Origin of the sequence: Ensifer sp. Root127, from assembly GCF_001425225.1 — a bacterium.
GTDB lineage: Bacteria > Pseudomonadota > Alphaproteobacteria > Rhizobiales > Rhizobiaceae > Ensifer > Ensifer canadensis.
The window spans coordinates 1,187,447-1,206,820 of sequence record NZ_LMDX01000001.1 but is presented as its reverse complement, the minus strand read 5'-3'; the positions used below and the strand labels follow the sequence as shown (position 1 = coordinate 1,206,820).

General features: G+C 62.3%; 21 protein-coding genes and 1 pseudogene. 8 read left to right on the top strand and 14 right to left on the bottom strand.

Annotated features, from left to right (window positions below; genetic code table 11):
* Window positions 1-40 precede the first annotated feature (40 nt).
* Window positions 41-448 carry a hypothetical protein gene (locus ASD03_RS05720; RefSeq protein ID WP_025425563.1) on the bottom strand — a complete coding sequence of 136 codons (408 nt, stop codon included), beginning with the start codon at window positions 446-448 and terminating at the stop codon, window positions 41-43.
* Window positions 449-576: 128 nt separating this feature from the next.
* On the opposite strand from ASD03_RS05720, the pseudogene ASD03_RS05715 reads away from it, so the two are divergent.
* Both ASD03_RS05715 and ASD03_RS05710 read left to right on the top strand, forming a co-directional pair.
* Window positions 577-1,281 (top strand): annotated as a pseudogene (locus tag ASD03_RS05715) (helix-turn-helix domain-containing protein); the annotation flags it as partial.
* A 105-nt stretch (window positions 1,282-1,386) separates the two neighbouring features.
* Entirely contained in the window at window positions 1,387-2,508 is a 1,122-nt protein-coding gene (locus tag ASD03_RS05710) for an IS110 family transposase (protein ID WP_057212528.1), read from the top strand.
* A gap of 388 nt (window positions 2,509-2,896) precedes the next feature.
* Here the strand turns inward: ASD03_RS05710 and ASD03_RS05705 are convergent, their stop codons facing one another.
* The 4 genes from ASD03_RS05705 to ASD03_RS05690 form a co-directional block, all read right to left on the bottom strand.
* Window positions 2,897-3,103, bottom strand: a complete 207-nt coding sequence (locus ASD03_RS05705) for a hypothetical protein (RefSeq protein WP_025425565.1) — start codon at window positions 3,101-3,103, stop codon at window positions 2,897-2,899.
* Window positions 3,104-3,128: 25 nt separating this feature from the next.
* Window positions 3,129-3,491 (bottom strand): transporter, encoded by a 363-nt coding sequence (locus tag ASD03_RS05700; RefSeq protein ID WP_025425566.1) that lies wholly within the window; start codon window positions 3,489-3,491, stop codon window positions 3,129-3,131.
* Between the two features lie 108 nt (window positions 3,492-3,599).
* Window positions 3,600-4,310, bottom strand: coding sequence for a class I SAM-dependent methyltransferase (locus ASD03_RS05695; RefSeq protein ID WP_025425567.1), 711 nt, complete (start codon window positions 4,308-4,310; stop codon window positions 3,600-3,602).
* 28 nt (window positions 4,311-4,338) lie between these two features.
* Window positions 4,339-5,337: a glycosyltransferase gene (locus tag ASD03_RS05690; RefSeq protein ID WP_038576640.1), complete on the bottom strand. Its 999-nt coding sequence runs from the start codon at window positions 5,335-5,337 to the stop codon at window positions 4,339-4,341.
* Between the two features lie 166 nt (window positions 5,338-5,503).
* On the opposite strand from ASD03_RS05690, the gene ASD03_RS05685 reads away from it, so the two are divergent.
* The 4 genes from ASD03_RS05685 (at window position 5,504) to ASD03_RS05670 (ending at window position 10,502) form a co-directional block, all read left to right on the top strand.
* Entirely contained in the window at window positions 5,504-7,318 is a 1,815-nt protein-coding gene (locus tag ASD03_RS05685) for a hypothetical protein (RefSeq protein ID WP_038575812.1), read from the top strand.
* An 83-nt stretch (window positions 7,319-7,401) separates the two neighbouring features.
* A complete protein-coding gene (gene xseA / locus ASD03_RS05680; RefSeq protein ID WP_025425569.1) occupies window positions 7,402-9,000 on the top strand; it encodes an exodeoxyribonuclease VII large subunit in 1,599 nt (532 codons plus the stop codon).
* Between the two features lie 148 nt (window positions 9,001-9,148).
* Window positions 9,149-9,736: an AAA family ATPase gene (locus ASD03_RS05675; RefSeq protein WP_025425570.1), complete on the top strand. Its 588-nt coding sequence runs from the start codon at window positions 9,149-9,151 to the stop codon at window positions 9,734-9,736.
* A gap of 175 nt (window positions 9,737-9,911) precedes the next feature.
* Window positions 9,912-10,502, top strand: a complete 591-nt coding sequence (locus tag ASD03_RS05670; RefSeq protein WP_025425571.1) for an NAD(P)H-dependent oxidoreductase — start codon at window positions 9,912-9,914, stop codon at window positions 10,500-10,502.
* A gap of 9 nt (window positions 10,503-10,511) precedes the next feature.
* Here ASD03_RS05670 and ASD03_RS05665 read toward each other — a convergent pair whose 3' ends face one another.
* Window positions 10,512-11,006, bottom strand: coding sequence for a MarR family transcriptional regulator (locus tag ASD03_RS05665; RefSeq protein ID WP_025425572.1), 495 nt, complete (start codon window positions 11,004-11,006; stop codon window positions 10,512-10,514).
* 100 nt (window positions 11,007-11,106) lie between these two features.
* Between ASD03_RS05665 and ASD03_RS05660 the strand changes: the two genes are divergently transcribed.
* Window positions 11,107-11,982: an EamA family transporter gene (locus ASD03_RS05660; RefSeq protein ID WP_025425573.1), complete on the top strand. Its 876-nt coding sequence runs from the start codon at window positions 11,107-11,109 to the stop codon at window positions 11,980-11,982.
* 75 nt (window positions 11,983-12,057) lie between these two features.
* Here ASD03_RS05660 and ASD03_RS38695 read toward each other — a convergent pair whose 3' ends face one another.
* From ASD03_RS38695 to ASD03_RS05640, 4 genes are all read right to left on the bottom strand, one after another.
* The gene (locus ASD03_RS38695) at window positions 12,058-12,861 is read right to left on the bottom strand and encodes a pyrroline-5-carboxylate reductase dimerization domain-containing protein (protein WP_158268914.1); all 804 of its coding nucleotides are present in this window, start codon (window positions 12,859-12,861) and stop codon (window positions 12,058-12,060) included.
* Window positions 12,858-14,111, bottom strand: a complete 1,254-nt coding sequence (locus ASD03_RS05650) for an aminopeptidase (RefSeq protein ID WP_025425575.1) — start codon at window positions 14,109-14,111, stop codon at window positions 12,858-12,860. The genes ASD03_RS38695 and ASD03_RS05650 overlap by 4 nt, the downstream gene beginning before the upstream one ends.
* Window positions 14,112-14,191: 80 nt before the next feature.
* Entirely contained in the window at window positions 14,192-15,079 is an 888-nt protein-coding gene (locus ASD03_RS05645) for an MBL fold metallo-hydrolase (RefSeq protein WP_082523422.1), read from the bottom strand.
* Window positions 15,080-15,155: 76 nt separating this feature from the next.
* Window positions 15,156-15,830, bottom strand: coding sequence for a glutathione S-transferase family protein (locus ASD03_RS05640; protein ID WP_038575818.1), 675 nt, complete (start codon window positions 15,828-15,830; stop codon window positions 15,156-15,158).
* Between the two features lie 85 nt (window positions 15,831-15,915).
* Here ASD03_RS05640 and ASD03_RS05635 point away from each other — a divergent pair, with 85 nt between their 5' ends.
* Window positions 15,916-16,371 (top strand): MarR family winged helix-turn-helix transcriptional regulator, encoded by a 456-nt coding sequence (locus ASD03_RS05635; protein ID WP_025425577.1) that lies wholly within the window; start codon window positions 15,916-15,918, stop codon window positions 16,369-16,371.
* A gap of 156 nt (window positions 16,372-16,527) precedes the next feature.
* On the opposite strand, the gene ybaK is transcribed toward ASD03_RS05635, so the two are convergent.
* From ybaK to tatA, 4 genes are all read right to left on the bottom strand, one after another.
* Window positions 16,528-17,001 carry a Cys-tRNA(Pro) deacylase gene (ybaK, locus tag ASD03_RS05630; RefSeq protein ID WP_025425578.1) on the bottom strand — a complete coding sequence of 158 codons (474 nt, stop codon included), beginning with the start codon at window positions 16,999-17,001 and terminating at the stop codon, window positions 16,528-16,530.
* Window positions 17,002-17,017: 16 nt separating this feature from the next.
* A complete protein-coding gene (locus ASD03_RS05625) occupies window positions 17,018-17,377 on the bottom strand; it encodes an ArsC family reductase (protein WP_025425579.1) in 360 nt (119 codons plus the stop codon).
* Window positions 17,378-17,461: 84 nt separating this feature from the next.
* Window positions 17,462-18,097, bottom strand: a complete 636-nt coding sequence (locus ASD03_RS05620; RefSeq protein ID WP_025425580.1) for a YitT family protein — start codon at window positions 18,095-18,097, stop codon at window positions 17,462-17,464.
* Window positions 18,098-18,111: 14 nt separating this feature from the next.
* Window positions 18,112-19,281 (bottom strand): tyrosine aminotransferase, encoded by a 1,170-nt coding sequence (gene tatA, locus ASD03_RS05615; protein ID WP_025425581.1) that lies wholly within the window; start codon window positions 19,279-19,281, stop codon window positions 18,112-18,114.
* Window positions 19,282-19,374: the final 93 nt, after the last annotated feature.

The window sequence follows — 19,374 nt, the reverse complement described above, 5'->3', positions numbered from 1 at the left end:
CGCCGGCGCGAGCCGGCGGGCATTTCTCGTTGTTGTCGGATCAGGCCAGCGCCGCGCGCTCCCTGGCGAAGCCCTTCACCTTGAAGAACAGGAAGTCGCCGACGCCGATCAGGCCGACGATCAAGAACCCGACGCCGATGGGCGTCAGCGAGTTATAGGCGGTTGCAAGCAGTGCAAGGCTTGCGATCTGCCACAGGACGTCGCCGCCGATACTGACGCGGGCGGCAGCCGAAACCGGCCCACCGTTGCGGGCGGCCGAGAGATGGAAAATCCCCCAGGCCAGAAGCCCGACGCCAAGCAGCTTTATCATCAGCGGGGTGGCGACAGGGCTGATGAGAGCGGCGAGCGGGGCCGCACCGAGGATGAGGACCGCGCCGGTGAGGAGCGAAAATGCGCCATCGGCGAGGAAGGTCTTGTTGAGCAGGCTGCGGTTGGAAAGGTTCAACATTTTCGGCTCCATTCGTTTGTCGATATCCGGATGTTGCCGCCTCCCGGTCATGAAACCAATTACCTCGCAGGTAGTGGATTTTGCGCAGCGCCTGCGCCAATCTGCCGGCACAACGGAGATCGGCATCGATGGAATTCGGCAATCACCTGAAGGAATGGCGTGGGCACCGCCGCATGAGCCAGCTTGACCTGGCGGTGGCTGCCGGCATCTCGACGCGGCACCTTTCCTTCCTCGAAACCGGCCGATCGAAGCCATCGGAAGGCATGATCCTGCGTCTGGCCTCGGTGCTCGACATTCCTGCGCGCGACCAGGGCACGCTGTTTTCAGCCGCCGGATATCGTCCGCGCATGACGACGCGCCCTGCGTCGGGGCTCGATGCCATGCCCGCCGCCGTGGCCAATGCCATCCGGCTCATCCTTGCTCGCCACGATCCCTATCCGGGCCTGGTGCTCGATCATGAATACACGCTCCTGATCGTCAATCCGGCGCTGGCGGCGCTCGCCGTTTCGGCCGACGTGCCTTTCAATCCCGGCCAGAACTTTCTCGATGCTTTTCTCTCGTCGGAAAATGTCCGCGCCCTCGTCGTCAATTGGGAGGCTGCGGCCGCCGATCTGGTCCAGCGCGTTCGCACCGAAGCCTGGCTGCAGGGGCCGAGGAGTCGCCTTGGCAAGAGGCTGGAGAAACTGGCGGCCGATCCCGCCGTCAAGCGCGCGGTCGAAAACTATCCGGATACCGACCGGCTACCGGTTCTGCCTGTCGAGTTGCGCGTCGGGCCGGTTACGTTGAGCTTCATCACCACGCTGCAGACCTTCGGCTCGACCCAGGACGCCCTAGACTAAATGTTCGCCTTGGGACCGGGTGACCCGTCTCACAATATGCAGGTATCGAGGGTTGCGTGAGTTATCCTCGCACAGAGCCTCATGCATAGGAGACGGGCCGTGGCAGACACTATCACATATGTCGGATTGGACGTTCACAAAGAAACGATTTCGGTCGCGCTCGCTGATGGCGGCAAACGTGGGGACGTGCGCGCGTTTGGCCAGATCGTAAACACGCCAACGGCCTTGGCCCGTATGCTGGCGAAGCTTTCACAGCCAGGGCGGACGCTGAAGTTTTGCTACGAAGCAGGACCCTGCGGCTATGGCATTCAGCGCCAACTGTCTGCCGCAGGTCATGACTGCGTGGTTGTCGCCCCCTCTTTGATCCCGCGAAAGCCGGGCGATCGCATCAAGACAGACCGTCGAGATGCCAACAATCTGGCAAGGCTTCATCGCGCTGGTGAACTGAGCGCCGTCTGGATCCCCGATCCCGCCCATGAGGCGATGCGCGATCTGGTGCGGGCACGCCTGGCTGCCGTGCGCAGCCTGCGACAGGCGCGCCAGCAGCTCAGTGGATTCCTCCTGCGCCATGGCTGCCATTATGGCCGTCCAGCCTGGACGCAGATGCACCGCCGTTGGCTGGCAGGCCTCCGCTTCGCGCAACCGGCCCACTACATTGTGCTTGAGGATCATATCGCGACGATCGAGGCTGCTACGGACCGGCGGGATCGGCTGACGAAGCAAATCGAGATCATGTTGGGCGATTGGTCATTGGCCCCGGTCGTCCATGCATTGCAATCGCTGCGTGGCATGGCTCTGGTGACCGCAGCAACGATGATTGCCGAATTGGGCGATCTCAGCCGCTTCACAAACCCACGCCAATTGATGGCGTATCTTGGACTGGTGCCATCGGAGCATTCGAGCGGCGCAACCCGACGCCAGGGTGGCATTACGAAAGCGGGGAACGGAACCGCACGCCGCATGTTGATCGAGGCGGCCTGGAGCTACCGGTTTCCAGCAAGGGTGAGCCGCGAGCAATTGCTGCGCCAGGAGCAGCTTCCAAAAACGATCCGCGATACGGCGTGGAAAGCGCAGGTGCGGCTGTGCGGCCGCTATCGCAAGCTCACGAAGGCCGGAAAGCCAGCCACGACCGTGACCACAGCGATTGCGCGCGAACTGTCGGGCTTCGTCTGGTCGATTGCATGTCAGGTCGCGCGCCCGTTGAACACCGCCAAAGTCTAGATCAGCGAGGAGGAGAAGAGCCGATCAGAAAGCCATGTGCACCTGGGCAAGGCTGGGGGCACGGTCACGGCAGGAGAACCCTCGTTTCCACTATCAGCCGGTTTAATTCCGACGCTGCCAACTAGACTGAGGACGCTCCGCGACGCATCAGGTCCGGCGGTAACCAACCCGCGCATCAGAGCATGATCAACCGTCGTTCATTGACCGTGCCTCCTGCTTTCCCCAGGACGCACTCATACGAAACACGACGTCCGAGAACATCGGGCGGGAGAATTTCTATGCCTGCGACTTGAAAAGGCGAACATGAGAGTGGAAGGTGTGCTGATCGAATCCTTCTTCCCGGCCAACGAGGAAACCAGAACCTTCTTCGAACGCAAGGGATGACGTGTCAGCCGTTATGCACGCCAGCGACGATGGCGCCGCACAGCGTCAGTGCAATGCCCATGTTGTAGCCGCCGATCGCTGCTGCAACCTGCACCCAGTCACCACCTGCACCCGCCAGGATGGAAAGCACGCCGGCAACGAACAGGCATGTCCGAGGCGAACGGAGGCCTGCGACAAGCATGCCGAGCATGACGGTGGCGATAATGATCATGAAACCCACATTGCTGGCATCGCCGTCAGGAGTTGATGATGATCATGCCGCCGATGATCAGCACCGCGCCACCGACATAGCGCAGCGTCAAGGCTTCGCCGAGGAAGACGGCGGCAAGCAGCGGCACGATGCAAAAGGTCAGGGCCATGAACGAGTAGGCGATGGTCAGCGGTACCGACCTGATGGTGAAGATCCAGATGATCGTGCCGAAGCCGTAGACGATCAGGGCCGTCAGCAGCGTCGGACTGAAGATGAGCGCCAGCAGGCCCTGTGCGTCAGGGCTTCCCGTCTTGGCGCTCGTCAGCTTGAAAAGGATCTGGCCGGCCGAGATCAAAACCGGCGTGAAGAACAGTCCAAACCAAACGGCCGGGGCGAGATTGAGATTCATCGCAGGGCACCTCGCATCGGCTACAGCGCCGCGCGTCTCATTAGACGCGCAAAGGTCGCTGTAGCACTTTGAATTGCTGCATGTTTTTATCCTTAAATCGAATAGGATTTAAGGAAACATGCAGTAGGCCTTGTCTTCGCAATAGAAAATATCGCGACCGATATCGATGCACGCGTGTTGCGCTGGGACAGGATGCATCGCCCGCAGGAAGGAGTGCGTATAGGGGAAGAAATTGAAATGCGGATTGAAGGTGTAGCGATATTCGCGTTCGCGCGGAACGACGATGATCAGCCGCTGCCGGGTGATACGGCGCAGTTCGGCAATCGCCTTGCGATAGTCGAGGATATGCTCGATGACGTGGGTGCAGACGACGGTATCGAATTCGCCATCCGCGAAGGGAAGCTCTTCGATCATCGCCGCGAAGTATTCCACGCCCTCGATTGTGGCCGCGTCATCGATGGCGAAGTCGACGCCGGTCAAGCGCCGCAGATCGGGGTTCGCGCCTCGGATGTGCTTCAGCAGCACGCCGGTGCCGCAACCGACATCGCAGACGGATTTGCCGCGTACTTCGGCCGCAATCTTGCGAACACAGGCTTCGGAATTGTCGGTTCCTTCGTGAACGCGTGGATGCTGCTTGTAGAGCTGCTCGTATTCTAAGGCCGTCAGGAAGGGGGCACGTTCGCGAAAACGGGCGAGGTGGCCGATATGCTCGCCCCAGGCGAGGCTCGCCATGCCCTTGAACAGGCGTGAGTCCCTGACGAACGGCGGCAATATGTCTTCGATGACAAAGCGTATGCGGTTGGTGGTTTCGCGGTTCATCGACAGGGGTTCCATATATCTCGTGAGCTTAGGCCGCGTCCGGTCCGCGCCGGTGGGCACGGAGCTGCGGGACCGCCGGCTTTTCGACGACAGCCTCTCGCGCTGCGCGCCGGCCGGTCGCCATGTAATGCAGCCGCAACTGCTCGGTGCGGGCCCGCGATACGGAGTCCAGGATCAGGCCGGCGGTGAACATCGTGATCGATATCAGCAGCAGCACCATCGAAAGCACCCAGGTCGGCATGCGGGGAACCAGCCCCGTGCCGAAATATTCGATCAGCACCGGCGTCATGAAAATCAGGCTCGTTGTCATGAAAGCGAGGCTGATCAGACCAAAGAAGGCGAAGGGTCGCGTTTCCTTCATCAGCATTGCGAACATCCAGAGGATCTTGGCGCCGTCGCGGTAAGTTGAGAGCTTGGAATGCGAGCCTTCGGGGCGTCTGCCATAATCCAGCTCCAGTTCGCTGACCGGCAGCTTCAACCGCGAGGCATGCACCGACATCTCGGTCTCGATCTCGAAGCCGGCGGATATCGCCGGAAAACTCTTCACGAACCGTCGCGAGAAGACGCGATAGCCGGAAAAGATGTCACTGAAATCCGTACCGAAGATCGACCGGTAGAGGTAGTTGAAGAGCTTGTTGCCGAGCGCGTGACCCTGCCTGCCTGCATCTTCGCGAATATTGCGCCGCGTCCCCACGACCATGTCCGACTGTTCGGTAATCAGCGTGCGGATCAGGTCCTCGGCGTCAGCCGGTGAGTAGGTGCCGTCGCCATCTGCCATCACGTAGATATCCGCGTCGATGTCGGCGAACATCCGCCGGACCACGTGTCCTTTGCCTTGCCGTCTTTCGCGAACGACGGTGGCGCCGGCGAGCATTGCCTGCAAGGCGGTTCCGTCCGTCGAGTTGTTGTCGAAGACGTGAATGCTGGCCGTCGGCAATGCGGCTCTGAAGTCGCGCACGACGCCGCCGATGGTCGAAGCTTCGTTGTAGCAGGGCAGAAGGACAGCAATGCTTAAGGGTTCAAACATCGGCGCAGCTCGATTTGAAAGTGTCAGCGCATGATAGGTGTCGCCGGTTAACAACACGCCAAAGTGCACATGCGCGTCAGCGCCTTTGTCTTCGGGAGCCCGGTACAACTTTACGGTTTTTTGATCCCGCCCGATTAGGGTCCTGGGAGGATAGGGGCGTAAGAAGATGCTGGACAGAATTGCGAGACGTCAGGACCCGGCGGCAGTGACCGCAAAAATGCGCTTCTGGTCGAGCTTGCCTTGGATGGTCCTGTTCTATGGCGCGCCCGTCGTCTTGTTTTTGGCCGTCCGTTTCCTCCGCGCATCGGATTATGTGGGCCGCGACAATGATGACGCCATGCGGCTGGTTCAGGTTCGAGACCTGCTCAACGGTCAAGGCTGGTTCGACCTGGTCCAGCTTCGTCTCGGTCTGGATGGCGGCACGCAGATGCATTGGTCGCGGCTGATCGACCTGCCGATAGCCGGGCTCATTTCCTTGCTCAGTCCGCTCTTCGGTGCCGACAGAGCCGAAGTGCTGGCGCTTGCGATCTGGCCGATCTTCCTCGCCATTCCATTGCTGGTGTTCATGGGGCTCGCCGGCCGTCGTATTGGCGGAACGCAATGCATGCATTTCTGCCTCGGTCTGACGGCGATCTTTGTGGTGACCAGCAATCGGTTTATGGGTGGCGCCATCGATCACCACAACGTCCAGCTGGTCCTGGCTGCAGTGATGGCCGCGATGCTGGTCGACATGCGCCATCGTGCGCGCAACTACGTGATTGCCGGCGCGGCGGCGGCGCTGGCGATTGCCATCGGCGCCGAGACGACGCCGCTTGTGGCGGTCGTTTGTGCCATTGTCGCGTTGCAATGGGCGCTCCTCGGGCGGGACGTTGCTGGTGCGACCATCGCTTTCGGCATCTCACTGGCAGTTACCTTGAGCACTGTGTTCTTCCTCACGGTGCCGCCTCACCTCTATCGCGTGGCAACCTGTGACAACCTGTCGATCGCCTTCTACTCCCTGGCACTTGTCGGCGGTTGTGTGCTGGCTGCGTCTGCGGCATTTGTTAGCGATCGCGGAATATCGGCTCGGTTTGTCGCGCTGGCCGTCAGTGCCTGTTCCGTCCTGGCTGTCGCACTCGTTATTGCGCCCCAATGCCTTGGCAACCCGCTTGCCGATCTTGACCCGCTGTTGATCGAACTTTGGCTCGACCGTGTGACCGAGGCGCAATCCTTCGCGACCGTGCTGGCGCGCCAGCCGGCAAGCGTCGGCGCCTACTATTTCTGTGGGGTCTTTGCATCGCTCGTCTGTGTCTGGCGCATTTGGCAGGGCGATCGGGTCAGACTGCATCTCATCCTCGTCGCCCTTGTTGCTGCCAATCTTGCCATCGCGATGGTCCAGGTGCGAGCGATGGCGTTTTCCAACCTTCTGGCAATCCTGCCGCTCTCGCTGCTGCTCGTGGATATGCGAGCCTGGTCGCAGGGGGGAACCAGGGGCGTGAGCGCATCGCTCGCCTATGTCCTTGTTCTGATTTTTTCGGTGCCCGCAGTCTGGGCAATCGGCGGCGCCTTGGCACGCAACGGCCTTGCCGCTCTGGAGGCGCCGCAGGCGTCCAATACCGAAAACTGCCTGACGCCGGCAGCTCTTTCAGATCTTGAAGGTCTTCCGCCATCGATGATCGTTGGTCCTTCGGATATTGGCGCCTCGATCCTTAGATACACGAGCCACCGTGTCTTGACGGCGCCCTATCATCGCAATGCCGATGGCATGCTTATGGAGCTGAAGATCGGGCTGGCGTCGCCATCTGATGCCAAGGCGATGCTGAGCAAGTTGCACGAACCGATCCTGGCATTTTGCGCCAACGATGTTCAGGCAGACATGATCATCAAGCGGGAACCTCGGGGGCTCTACGGGCAGCTCGCCGCCGGTCGGGTTCCGGAGTTTCTGACGCCGCTGCCTGTTTCCGAGAAATCCAGCATTTTGCTCTACGCGCTGAAGCCATAGCGAGCGGGGACGGCGGAGGAAGAAACCGGTAGAAAGGCGCACGGTTCTGCTGACCTTGGGCCTCTCGTCGGCTACAAATGGGCATGAGCTCCATTTTCGACAACGATTCTCCGAGCAACCTCACCGAATATTCGGTCTCCGAGCTTTCCGGCTCGATCAAGCGTACGGTCGAGCAGGCCTTCGATCAGGTTCGTGTGCGTGGCGAGATCTCGGGCTATCGTGGGCCGCATTCTTCGGGGCACGCCTATTTCGCGCTCAAGGACGATCGGGCGCGCATCGATGCGGTGATCTGGAAGGGCACCTTCTCGCGGCTGCGCTTCCGCCCGGAAGAGGGCATGGAAGTGATCGCCACCGGCAAGGTCACGACCTTCCCCGGTTCGTCGAAATACCAGATCGTCATCGAGACGCTGGAGCCGGCCGGTGCCGGCGCGTTGATGGCGCTTTTGGAAGAGCGCAAGCGCAAGCTTGGCGCCGAAGGCCTGTTCGACGCGACGCGCAAGCGGCCGCTGCCTTTTATGCCAAAGGTGATCGGCGTGGTCACTTCGCCGACCGGGGCCGTCATTCGCGATATCCTCCACCGCATCGCCGACCGGTTCCCCGTCCATGTCGTCGTCTGGCCGGTTAGGGTCCAGGGCGAAGGCTCGGGAGACGAGGTGGCGGCGGCCATCCGTGGCTTCAACGAATGCGAAGCCGGCGGGCCGATCACCCGCCCCGACGTCCTGATCGTCGCGCGCGGTGGCGGCAGCCTGGAAGATCTCTGGGGTTTCAACGACGAGGCGGTCGTGCGCGCGGCGGCAGCGTCCGTCATCCCGCTGATCTCGGCCGTCGGTCACGAGACCGACTGGACGTTGATCGACTATGCTGCCGACCAACGCGCACCGACCCCGACCGGGGCGGCGGAAATGGCCGTGCCGGTCAAGGCCGATCTGGAAGCGGAAGTATCCGGCCTTTCGGCGCGGCTGAAGGCCGGCATGGTCAGGCAGATGGAAAACCGTCGCCAAGTGGTGCGGTCGCTTGCCCGGGCGCTGCCGTCGCTCGATCAGTTGTTGGCGCTGCCGCGTCGACGCTTCGACGAGGCTGCCCTCGGCCTCGGGCGTGGTCTGATGATGAACACAACGAACAAGCGCCGGATGTTCGAGCGCGCTTCGGCGGAGCTGCGGCCGGATCTGGTCAAGGCGCGGCTCGGCGATCGTCGGCAACGGCTAAACGATGCGATGAACCGCGCCGAGCGCGTCGTCGAGCGTCAGGTCCATCGCGGACAGTCGCGTGTCTCGGCGGCGGATGCGTCGCTGCGCGCGCTGCCGTCGCGCCTGCTGGCCCAGATCCACCGCTCGACGGATCGCGTGGCTGGGCTGGTTGCGCGGTCCGACGCGGCAATCCGCACGGACATTCGCCGGTTGACGGGTGTCATCGCCGCACAGGACCGCATCCTGCAATCGCTGTCCTATCGCAATGTCCTGCAGCGCGGTTTTGCGCTGGTGCGCGACGGCGAGGGCGGCCCGGTTCGCCAGGCCGCGGCCGTTGCGCCCGGCATGGCGCTGTCGCTGGAATTTGCCGACGGCAGCGTTTCGGCGATTGCGGGTGAGGGTGGGGAGCCGACAGCCCAGGCGGCCGCCAGGAAGAAGCAGCCGAAAACCGGTGGTTCCGGTGGCGACCCGTCGAAGCAAGGCAGCCTGTTCTAGGCAAGGTTTGCGATCACGGGAGCCCTCATCTTTCCAACGAGGACGGGTTGACTGTGCGGCCTGCATCAATGACGCCTGCTTTTCATTTCCCTGTCACGGAGGCAGCATAACGCCGCGCTCACAGCACTCTGCGGAATGGAAGTCAGATATGGTCGAACGAGCCAAGATTATCTTCATTCACGGCGCTTCCAGCAGTGGAAAATCCACTCTGGCGCGCGCGGTCCAGGCACAAATCGGCGAGCCATTCTGGCACGTCTCGATTGACCATATTCGTGATTCGGGAACGTTGCCGACGGAAAGATTCCGGCGCGGCGACTTCAGGTGGCAGGAATACCGTGCCCGTTTCTTCGAAGGGTTCCACCGCTCCCTGGTCGCCTATGCCTCGGCCGGCAACAATCTCCTGCTGGAACACATTCTCGAGGAGCCCGGTTGGGCGTCTGAGCTGGCGATGATGCTGCAGTCCTTCGATGTCTTCTTCGTCGCGCTCCACTGTGAGCTTCAGGAACTTGTCCGACGGGAAACGCTGCGCGCGGACCGGCCGATCGGCAGCGCTACAGACGATTTCCATCGCATTCACGAGGGGCAGCGCTACGATCTCCAGCTTCATTCAGGGCAAGCCGTTGAAGATAACGCTGCGCAACTGATTTCCGCCTGGGCGTCGCGCCGGTCGCCATCCGTGTTCGAGGAACTGGCCTTGGAAGCGCGCTCCCGGCCCGCCTACTCCTCCGGTCTCTGAGCAAGGGCGAGTTTGGCAAACGCATTTGGAATCGGCCGATTTTCCGGTGACATGCGTTCGTCGCGGGCGGGTCGCGCTACGGCTCAAAAGATCGTCATTGCAATAGATTGATTCTTTGGATCATTTTCTCCGTCGATCGATCTCGATCCCAGGTCTTATGCAGTAGGAACAATGGATGCATATTCTGCTCGTGCTCGCCCATCCGCTGGAAGACAGCTTTGCCGCCAGCGTCGCCCGCGAAGCGCAACGGGCGCTTGTTGCCGGTGGCCATACCGTCGATCTGCTCGATCTCTATCGCGAGGATTTCGATCCGAGGTTGAGCAAGGTAGAGCGCGGCAGCTATTTCACCGACAACTACGATGCCAGCTTAACGGCCGGGTTGATCGCGCGGCTGCAGGCAGCGGACGGGATCGTCCTGGTTTTTCCGCAATGGTGGTTCAATTTTCCGGCGATCCTCAAGGGCTTCTTCGATCGGGTCTTCGTGCCGGGCGTTGCCTTCGACAACGATCCGGCCGGCGGCCGCATCATCCCGCGGCTGAAGAACATCAAGCTCTTCTGGGCGCTGACGACGACGGGATCGCCCTGGTGGGTGGTGCATCTTTATATGGGCAACCCCGTGCGGCGGCTGCTGAAGCGCGGTATTGCCGCCTTCTGCGCCAAGGGCCTCGATTTCCGCATGGTCAGCCTGCACGACATGGATCGGGCCACGGATGAGAAACGTAAGCGTCACCTTGCCCGCGTGCGGCAGCTCGCCGGACGCATCTGATCGTCAGCCCTATTCATAGGTTGCAAGCAGTTTCCGCAGCACCGCATCCAGCGCTTCGCGCTCGTCCGGTGCAAGGCTTGCAACGACCCGGTGCTGGTTGGCGACATGGGCCGTCGCAGCCTCGTCGACGCGTTCCAAGCCTTCCGCCGTCAGCGCTATGATCACGCCGCGGCGGTCGTCCGGATTGTCGAGGCGCTGGACGAGACCCTGCTTTTCCAGCTGGTCGATGCGGTTGGTCATCGTGCCGGAACTGACCATGGTGGTCGCCAGCAGTTCGCCGGGTGAGAGCTGAAAGGGTGATCCGGAGCGCCTGAGCGCCGCAAGCACGTCGAAGCTCGCCGACGTCAATCCGCGCTCGGCGAAGGTCTTTTCGATCTCGCGTCCGATATGGTTACGCAGCCGCGTGAAGCGGCCGAGAAGGCCCATGGCCGAAACGTCCAGGTCTGGTCGTTCGCGTTGCCACTGCGCCAGAATTCTATCGACGTGATCCATCTGAGCCTCCACCGTTCTTCCGAAATGCCTAAGGCGAAGATATCTTGACGTCAAGATAATATCGGTTATAACGGAGATATCTTGATCTAGAGATACTTGAGGTAGAGACATGATCGCCAGCCGCAACGCCGACCTCGCCCTGACCGCCCTGGCGCCTGCCATCTGGGGCAGCACCTATCTGGTCACGACCGAACTGCTGCCGCCGGGCTATCCCTTGACGGTCGCCATGTTGCGCGCCTTGCCGGCGGGGCTCTTGCTCCTGCTGATCGTCCGCCAGCTGCCTTCAGGCATCTGGTGGCCGCGCACGTTCCTGCTCGGCGCCCTCAATTTCTCGTTCTTCTGGGCGATGCTGTTCGTGTCTGCCTACCGGTTGCCCGGCGGCGTCGCCGCCACGGTCGGCGCGATCCAGCCGCTGATCGTCATCCTGTTGTCGCGCGTCTTTCTCGGCTCGCCGATCCGCGCGCTGAGCATCATCGCCGGCCTTGCTGGCATCGTCGGCGTCGGCCTGCTTGTGCTGACACCGGGCGCAACGCTCGATCCACTCGGCGTCGTTGCCGGTCTTGCCGGTGCCGTGTCGATGGCCTTCGGCACGGTTCTGAGCCGCCACTGGGCGCCGCCCGTGCCGCCCTTGACCTTCACCGCCTGGCAGCTTGCCGCCGGCGGAGTGCTGCTGGTGCCGGTCGCTCTCTTCTTTGAGCCGGCCCTGCCGACCCTGACGATGGCGAACTACGCGGGCCTCGCCTATCTCGGCCTGATCGGCGCCGCCTTCACCTATCTGCTCTGGTTCCGGGGGCTGTCGCGCCTCGAGCCCTCGGCCGTAGCGCCGCTCGGCTTCCTAAGTCCTGTCGTCGCGATCCTGCTCGGCTGGGGTGTGCTTGATGAACGTCTGACACCGGTCCAGGCGCTGGGCATTCTCGTCGTGCTAATCAGCGTCTGGCTGAGCCAGCGGGCGCAACTGGCGCCTCGCGTTCGCCCGGCCCGTGCGTGAAGAACAAGGTGCCCCCTTCGCTCACCAATCCAGGCAAGCGCTGAGGTTGGACAAGGCAGGCGCCCCGGCAAAAACCTACCCGAGGTCGCAGTCGCGGGTGCCGGCCGCCGCTTTCGCAGCGGCGGCCGTTAACCCCCGAGCGATCGGCGTGTGGATATCGGCGGCAGCCATGGCCTCGAGCCCGGCCGCGGTCGTGCCAGCGTAATCGAGGAAGGTTTGCACGATTTCGTCAGGCGTCTGCTTGCTGCCTGCCAGCAAGGTGCTGCCGCCGAGGAAAAGCTGGCGCACGGCGCGCTCGGCGATGCCTCTCTCGATGCCTTTCGTCACGGCATCGGAAATCATCGCATCGGCAAAGACGGCAAGAAAGGCAGGGCCGGAGCCGGTCAAGGCGGTGAAGTAGTCGAGCTCGGTTTCCGTCGCGATCCTTTGCACCTTGCCGGATGCTTCAAAGAGCCGCTCGGCGAAGGCGCAATCCGCCTCGGTGGTGTCAGGGCTTGCAAGCCACGGTGTGAAGGAGAGCCGCTTTTCGGCGGCAGTATTCGGCATCGCCCTGATGATGCGACGAGCCTCGAAGCGGGCGGCAAGGTCGGCAAGCGAAACCATCGCCATCACCGAAATGACGAGCTTGCCCGAGAGATCGAGCGCGATGGCGTCGAGATCCTGTGGGCGTACGGACAGCATCACCACATCCGCGTCAGCGGCGAGCGCGGCGTTATCTTTCGTCTGGCGGACAGCCGGCCAGGGCTCGAAGCCCGGGACGGTGCCGCTGCGCGAGGAGACGGTCAACGCCTCCCCGGCGATGACGCCATCGGCAAGGGCGGGCAGCAACAGGGCCTTGCCCAGCCAGCCGCCGCCGCCGATGACACCGAACTGCGTCAAGCCCACTCGCCCTGCCGCATGACCGGCACGCGACTGCCGTCGGCGCGCACGCCGTCGATATCCACCTGGCCGGAGCCGATCATCCAGTCGATGTGGATCAGGCTCGAATTGCCGCCCTGGGCGCGGATCTGTTCCGGCGTCAGGCTGGTGTCGTCGACGAAGCAGCCCGAGTAGCACTGGCCAAGCGCGATGTGGCACGAGGCATTTTCGTCGAACAGGGTGTTGTAGAACAGGATGCCGCTTGCCGAAATCGGCGAGGAATGCGGCACGAGGGCCACTTCACCGAGCCTGCGCGCGCCCTCGTCGGTGTCGAGCACCTTGTTCAGCACCTCCTCGCCGCGCGAAGCCTTCGCCTCGACGATGCGTCCGCCTTCGAACCGGACCTGAATGTTGTCGATCAGCGTACCCTGATGCGACAGCGGCTTGGTGCTGGAGACGTATCCCTCGACGCGCAGCGCGTGCGGTGTCGTGAAGACCTCTTCGGTCGGGATATTGGGATTGCAGATGATGCCGTTTTTCGCTTCCGACGCGCCGCCACACCACAGATGGCCATCGGCCAGCCCGACGACGAGATCGGTGCCGGGGCCGGTGAAATGCAGCGAGGCGAAGCGTTCGCCGTTCAGCCAGGCGGAGCGTCGCGCCAGGTTGGCATTGTGCGCCTTCCAGGCCGCAACCGGATCGTCGAGATCGACGCGCGACGCGGCGAAAATGGCGTTGGCCAGCTTTTCCACCGCGATCGGCTCGGGATCGTTCGGGAACACCAGCTGCGCCCAGGCAGGGTTCGGATAGGAGACGATGTTCCAGTTGATGTCGAAATTCGTGATTTTTTCGAGCGCCGGCTTGTAGGCGATGGAATTGGCCTTGTTGGCGCGCGCCACTTTGCTCGGGTCCTGGGCCGACAGCATCATCGGGTTGTCGCCGGAGATGGCTAGGCGGGCAGCGCCGCCGCCGAATGCCTTGGCCATGCCTTCGTAAAGCCAGTCGCTTGCCCGGTCGAAGCTTTCGTCAGGCGCGTAGGCGTAGCGCGCAAGTGTCGTTTCCTCGTCGGAATAGAACGTCGTCACCAGACCGGCGCCGGCCTTGTAGGCGTGCTTGGCGATATCGCGCACAAGCGGCATGGCGGCGATCGGCGCCGTCATTACCAGGTCCTGGCCCTTTTGCAGCTGCAGGCCGACCTTGATGGCGACTTCCGCGAGCTTGTCGAGTTTTACCGGGTCGATCGGGGTGGGGGTGTTGGCGGGATAGGTCATGATTTGCCTGTCATTATGAAATCGGACGAACAAGACTTAGTGCGCTTTGCGGCGAAAATGAAGGCTGGCGGTTGCAAACGTCAGATGCTCTTGGCTGCAGCGCGCATTCTGGCGACATTGCTGTCGTGCACCTCTTCATAGGGCGCGAAGTAGAGGATCGAACCGGCGGCGATCTCATCGGCAGCAAAATCCTTGAGAGGCCCGATGGGAGTTCCGTCCGCGGCCGCGCGCACCAAACGTTCGAGATAGCTTCGGTTCGCATCGATCAGCGCCGCGTCATAGCCGCCCGCAGCAATACGATCGCGATCGCCGTGGCTTGGCAGGATGCGGGCGATCGGCCATTCCCGCAGGCGCTTCAATTCGGCGATATGCGTTGCGACCTGCTCGGCTTCGGCGATAAAGGTGGCGCAGTCTTCGACCGTGTCGCCGGCCAGCAGCAGCTTTTCCTCGGGCAGCCAGAGGACATTGCCGTCGGCGCTGTGAATGGCGAAATGATGCAGTTCCACCTTTCGTTGCCCCACCTTGAGATCAAGCCCGTGCTCAAACAGGCGGTTGGGCATGACGAGGGGATGGATCGGCGGCGTTGCGATTTCGATCTTCTCGCGGTTTTCGGCAAGCCGTTCCGCCGTCAGCGACAAAGCGATGATCTCGCAATCGGCAAAGGCGGCGTTTCCGGCTACGTGGTCCTTGTGCCAGTGGCTGAGCACGACCCGGATCGAGGTGACGCCAAGGCCTTCGAGATGGACGCGAATGGCTTCGGCGTGGGGGATGGAGATGTGGGTGTCGTAGACGAGCGCCTCACCGCCATCGACGATTGCGTAGGACGCGACGCCCAACGCATAGGCGCCATCGTCCAGCCAGTTTGGTCCCTCGGAATGGAGCCGGGTCCCGGCAATCCGCCCGTCGTAATAGGCGAAGATGCCGGGATAGGGCTGCAATATCGTCAGGGTCGACGTCATATCAGGCATGGCGCGCTTGCTCCTCCCGTTGTTCGCATCTGTCATAGGATGGCGCGCGCCGAAAAAGAAGGGCCGTGGGGCCGCTCTATTGCGCACGCAGCAGATAGGCGTCGTGCTGCTTCAAGAAGATCATCAGACGCTCGCCATAGTCCGATGCCACGGCAGCCTTGACGCTCGAGCGTTCCGCCAGGGCCTGCCGCCAGGCGGAAACACGGGCAAGGCCGCTGAAGATCTTGTGGTCGACCAACGTGTCGAACAGGTCGAAATAGCGGAAGATCGGCGCAAAGACTGCATCCACCAGGGAGAAATCCGTTCCGGCGAAATAGGGCCCGTCGCCCAGAACGGTTTCGATCGTCGCAAACTTCGCGGCGATCACCTGGCGCTTCTGCTCGAAAGCGTCGGCAGCCCCGGTGGTCTCGAAGCCCCAGAGGTCCGAGAGGATCGACGAGCCGTATTCCATCCAGCCGCGGTGGCGTGCCCGTTCCAGAGGGTCCGTCGGGTGAAGCCGGACGCCAGCCTGTGTCTCCTCGAGGTATTCGCAGATCACCGAACTTTCGAACAGGACGGCCTCGCCGGTCGTCTGCGGGATCTGCAGCAACGGCACCTTGCCGAGCGGCGAGATTTTCAGGAACCAGTCTGGCTTGGCGGCCAGATCGATGCTCGCGCGATCGAAGGCGACACCCTTTTCGGCAAGCGCGATCGCAGCGCGCTGCACATAGGGGCAGAGATGATGGCTGATCAGGGTAAGGGCACTGCTCATGGGTGGTCTCCTGGGTTGATCAATGTAGATGCATCTGCATGTATGTGTGCTTGCCAACACTTTCAAGATCAATGTAATTGCATCTATGAGCGATATTTCGAAGAATGGAGAACTGCGGCCGACGCCGGCTGCCACACAGGCCTGGATCGGCCTCATGCGCGCGCAACGGCGCGTGCTTTCGGCGATCGAGGCGGATTTCAAGAGGGCCGGTCTGCCGCCGCTCGGCTGGTATGATGTGCTCTGGGAACTGGTGCAGGCGGAGGACGGCAAGCTGCGTCCCTTCGAGATCGAGTCCCGCACCTTGCTTGCCCAATACAATCTCTCGCGTTTGATCGACCGGCTTGAACGGGAAGGGCTGGTTCGGCGCGAGGCTTTCGACGCCGACGGGCGCGGGCGCTGGGTGGTCGTGACTGACAAAGGGCGTGCGACACGCGAGCGCATGTGGGAGGTCTATTCCGGTTCGATCGAGGCCCATGTCGGCACAAAACTGGGTACGGACGAAGCGCAGCAACTGGCTAGTCTGCTCGCAAGGCTTCGCTAGAGCATTTCCAGGAAAAGTGCGAAGCGGTTTTCCGTCAGGAAATGTGTCAAAACAGGGAGATAGAGCGTTTCTGCGGCTCTGTCTAAACCGGAAGCGCTCTCGATCTCAGAACACGCCTGGAATGCCCAAGGACATCCTGGAGTGTTCATGTCGGCGTCAGGCGATCAGCGGTGCCGCCACGGCCTTGAGTGCCGTTCGTGCGTCGCCAGGTGCCAGCCGCACCTGAAGCCCGCGCTGGCCGCCATTGATGTAGACCTGTGCTTCGGAAAGCGCCGCTTCTTCGATCGCGGTCGGCACCAGCTTCTTCTGCCCGAACGGGCTGATGCCGCCGACATGATATCCGGTCAGGCGCTCGGCATCAGCAGGCTTCATCATCGCTGCCGACTTGCCGCCGAAGGCCGCGGCCAGTTTCTTCATGCTGACTTCGCGATCGGATGGCACCACGCAGCAGACTGGCTTGCCGTCGACCTCGGCCATCAGCGTCTTCAGCACCCGGCTCGGATCCTCGCCGAGTGCTTCTGCCGCCTGCAGCCCGACGCGCTCGGCGTTCGGGTCGTAGTCGTAGGTGTGGACGGTGAAGACAACGCCGGCCTTCGCAAGCGCCTGAGTTGCGCGGGTGGTCTTGGACATCGTGCCTCTCCCGGCGTCAGGCGTTGGTCTTGTGAAACAGGGCCTCGTAGAGGTCCGGCTTGAAGCTGATCAACAGGTTGCCGTTGGCCTCGATCACCGGACGCTTGATCATCGAGGGCTGTGCCAGCATCAGCGCGATTGCCTTGTCGGTATCGAGGTTCTGCTTTTCGGCATCGGGCAGGTTGCGGAAGGTGGTGCCGGCGCGGTTGAGCACGATTTCCCAGCCTGCCTCCTTGCACCAGCGATCGAGATGGGCTCGGTCGATGCCCTCGACCTTGTAGTCGTGGAAGCGATAGGCGATGCCCTGGCCGTCGAGCCAGGTGCGCGCCTTTTTCATCGTGTCGCAATTCTTGATGCCGTAGATCGTGACCGTCATTCCCATGCCTTTCCTGCCTTGCGGCAAATTCGTGCTGGGAGTGATAGCCTCCCTCTCAGGGAGAGGGAAGACCTTGCCGGTGTCTCAGGTTACGCCGACGTAGCGGCCCGGCTTGTGGTTGATGGCAAGCGTCATGTTGACGACGGCGGCGCCAACTACGGACAGAACCAGGTTGGCCGGCGGCAGCACGAAGAAGGCGGCGGCAAGGATCGTAAGATCGACGGCAAGCTGGAAATAGCCGGCGCGGATGCCGTACTTCTCCTGCAGATAGATCGCCAGAATGTTGATGCCGCCGAGCCCGGTGCGGTGGCGAAAGAGGATCAGCAGGCCGGTGCCCATCAATCCGCCGCCGACAATGGTCGCGTAGATCGGGTCGAGCTTGGCGAATTCCACCCATCCTGCCGTCAACTTCGAAAACAGCGCCACCAACGTGACCGCAAGAAAGGTGCGCAGCGCAAACATCCAGCCGAGCCGTTTGATCGCCAGGACATAGAACGGCAGATTGATGAGCGAGAACACCAGCCAGAATTGCGCGCCGGTCGCGTATTGCAAAAGAAGGGCCAGACCGGAGGTGCTGCCCGTCAGCAGCATCGCCTTGCTGTAGATGATGACGCCGAGCGACATGATCAGCGTGCCCGTCAGGATCGCCAACGCATCCTCAAAGAGGTGGTGGCGCTCGGCGGGCACGTCCTGGGTATTGATCATTGGCTCGGCGTTCATCGTCTTTTCAGTCCTTAGAGGTTCTTGAACTTGCCGATGACGTCATCGACTTCGGCCGTCTTCAGTCCGGCAATGTTGATGCGGCCGGAACCCGGCATGTAGATGCCGTGTTCGTTCCTGAGCCGCATCACATCCGCTTCCGAAAGCGGCAGCAGCGAGAACATGCCTTCCTGGTCGGCGACGGCGCCAAGCGCCTGCCAGCGGTCGCGCAGGCCTTCGGCAAGCGATCGGCGAATGCCTGATATACGCTGGCGCATGGTTTCAAGTTCTTCTCTCCAGTCGCGCGCCAGGTCGGCATCGCACAGGATGGTGCGCACGATGGCGGCGCCGTGATCCGGCGGCATCGAGTAGCTGGTGCGCGCCAGGCCGGCGAGGTTGGAGCGGACCGTGTCGGCCGACGAGGACGAGGCGGTCACGGCAAAGATGGCGCCGGTGCGCTCGCGGTAGAGCCCGAACGATTTCGAGCAGGAGACGGCGATCAGGGTTTCCGGGACGATGCCGATGAGATGGCGAAGGCCCGTTACGTCCTCGTCCAATCCGCGGCCGAAGCCCTGATAGGCAAGGTCGATCAACGGCAGCAGGCCGCGCTCGGCGACGACGGCCGCGATCTCCAGCCATTGCGTATCGGTGATCACGCCGCCCGTCGGGTTGTGGCAGCCGGCATGCAGCAGCACGGCGTCGCCGGCCGAAGCACCTTGGAGCGCGCTCATCATGGTGTCGAAGAGCACGGTCTGGGACGGGACGTCGAAGAATGGATAGCCGGCCGTCTCAAGGCCCGCGGCCTTGAAGATGCTGGCATGGTTCGGCCAGCTCGGCAGGCCGATCCAGATGCGCTTGCCGCCCATCTGGCGGATGAGGTCGGCCGCAAGCCTTAGCGCGCCGGAGCCGCCCGGCGTCTGCACGCCGGCCAAATGGCTTCGGTTGATCGTGTCGCCACCGACCAGCGTCCAGAGGTGATCGACGAAAATGAGGTCGCCCTCGGGGCCGACATAGGCCTTGCTGTCCTGCGTTGCGAGCAGCCGCTTTTCCGCTTCCTTGACCGCGCGGAAGATCGGCGTGTGGCCGGTTTCGTCGCGGTAGACTCCGACGCCGAGATCGACCTTTCCAGGGCGCTCGTCCTTGCGATAGAGCCCGATCAGGGCCAGCAACGGATCGTCGGGTTGGCGGGTCAGAGCGTCGAACATGCCGGAATTCCCCCTTGGCAGTGACAGAGTAGCGATGGGCGATCGAGAAAGGTCGCGCCGAGAACCGTCCTCCGGCTCTCGACAGGCTTCTTC

Excerpts from the sequence above, each read along its gene's own strand:
- ASD03_RS05685 (WP_038575812.1), top strand. The coding sequence starts at position 5,504 with ATGCTGGACAGAATTGCGAGACGTCAGGACCCGGCGGCAGTGACCGCA.
- ASD03_RS05640 (WP_038575818.1), bottom strand. The coding sequence starts at position 15,830 with ATGAGCAGTGCCCTTACCCTGATCAGCCATCATCTCTGCCCCTATGTG.
- ASD03_RS05695 (WP_025425567.1), bottom strand. The coding sequence starts at position 4,310 with ATGAACCGCGAAACCACCAACCGCATACGCTTTGTCATCGAAGACATA.
- ASD03_RS05670 (WP_025425571.1), top strand. The coding sequence starts at position 9,912 with ATGCATATTCTGCTCGTGCTCGCCCATCCGCTGGAAGACAGCTTTGCC.
- ASD03_RS05635 (WP_025425577.1), top strand. The coding sequence starts at position 15,916 with ATGAGCGATATTTCGAAGAATGGAGAACTGCGGCCGACGCCGGCTGCC.
- ASD03_RS05720 (WP_025425563.1), bottom strand. The coding sequence starts at position 448 with ATGTTGAACCTTTCCAACCGCAGCCTGCTCAACAAGACCTTCCTCGCC.
- tatA (WP_025425581.1), bottom strand. The coding sequence starts at position 19,281 with ATGTTCGACGCTCTGACCCGCCAACCCGACGATCCGTTGCTGGCCCTG.
- ASD03_RS05675 (WP_025425570.1), top strand. The coding sequence starts at position 9,149 with ATGGTCGAACGAGCCAAGATTATCTTCATTCACGGCGCTTCCAGCAGT.
- ASD03_RS05690 (WP_038576640.1), bottom strand. The coding sequence starts at position 5,337 with ATGTTTGAACCCTTAAGCATTGCTGTCCTTCTGCCCTGCTACAACGAA.
- ASD03_RS05645 (WP_082523422.1), bottom strand. The coding sequence starts at position 15,079 with ATGCCTGATATGACGTCGACCCTGACGATATTGCAGCCCTATCCCGGC.
- ASD03_RS05700 (WP_025425566.1), bottom strand. The coding sequence starts at position 3,491 with ATGAATCTCAATCTCGCCCCGGCCGTTTGGTTTGGACTGTTCTTCACG.
- ASD03_RS05705 (WP_025425565.1), bottom strand. The coding sequence starts at position 3,103 with ATGATCATTATCGCCACCGTCATGCTCGGCATGCTTGTCGCAGGCCTC.
- ASD03_RS05625 (WP_025425579.1), bottom strand. The coding sequence starts at position 17,377 with ATGACGGTCACGATCTACGGCATCAAGAATTGCGACACGATGAAAAAG.
- ASD03_RS05620 (WP_025425580.1), bottom strand. The coding sequence starts at position 18,097 with ATGAACGCCGAGCCAATGATCAATACCCAGGACGTGCCCGCCGAGCGC.
- xseA (WP_025425569.1), top strand. The coding sequence starts at position 7,402 with ATGAGCTCCATTTTCGACAACGATTCTCCGAGCAACCTCACCGAATAT.
- ASD03_RS05650 (WP_025425575.1), bottom strand. The coding sequence starts at position 14,111 with ATGACCTATCCCGCCAACACCCCCACCCCGATCGACCCGGTAAAACTC.
- ybaK (WP_025425578.1), bottom strand. The coding sequence starts at position 17,001 with ATGTCCAAGACCACCCGCGCAACTCAGGCGCTTGCGAAGGCCGGCGTT.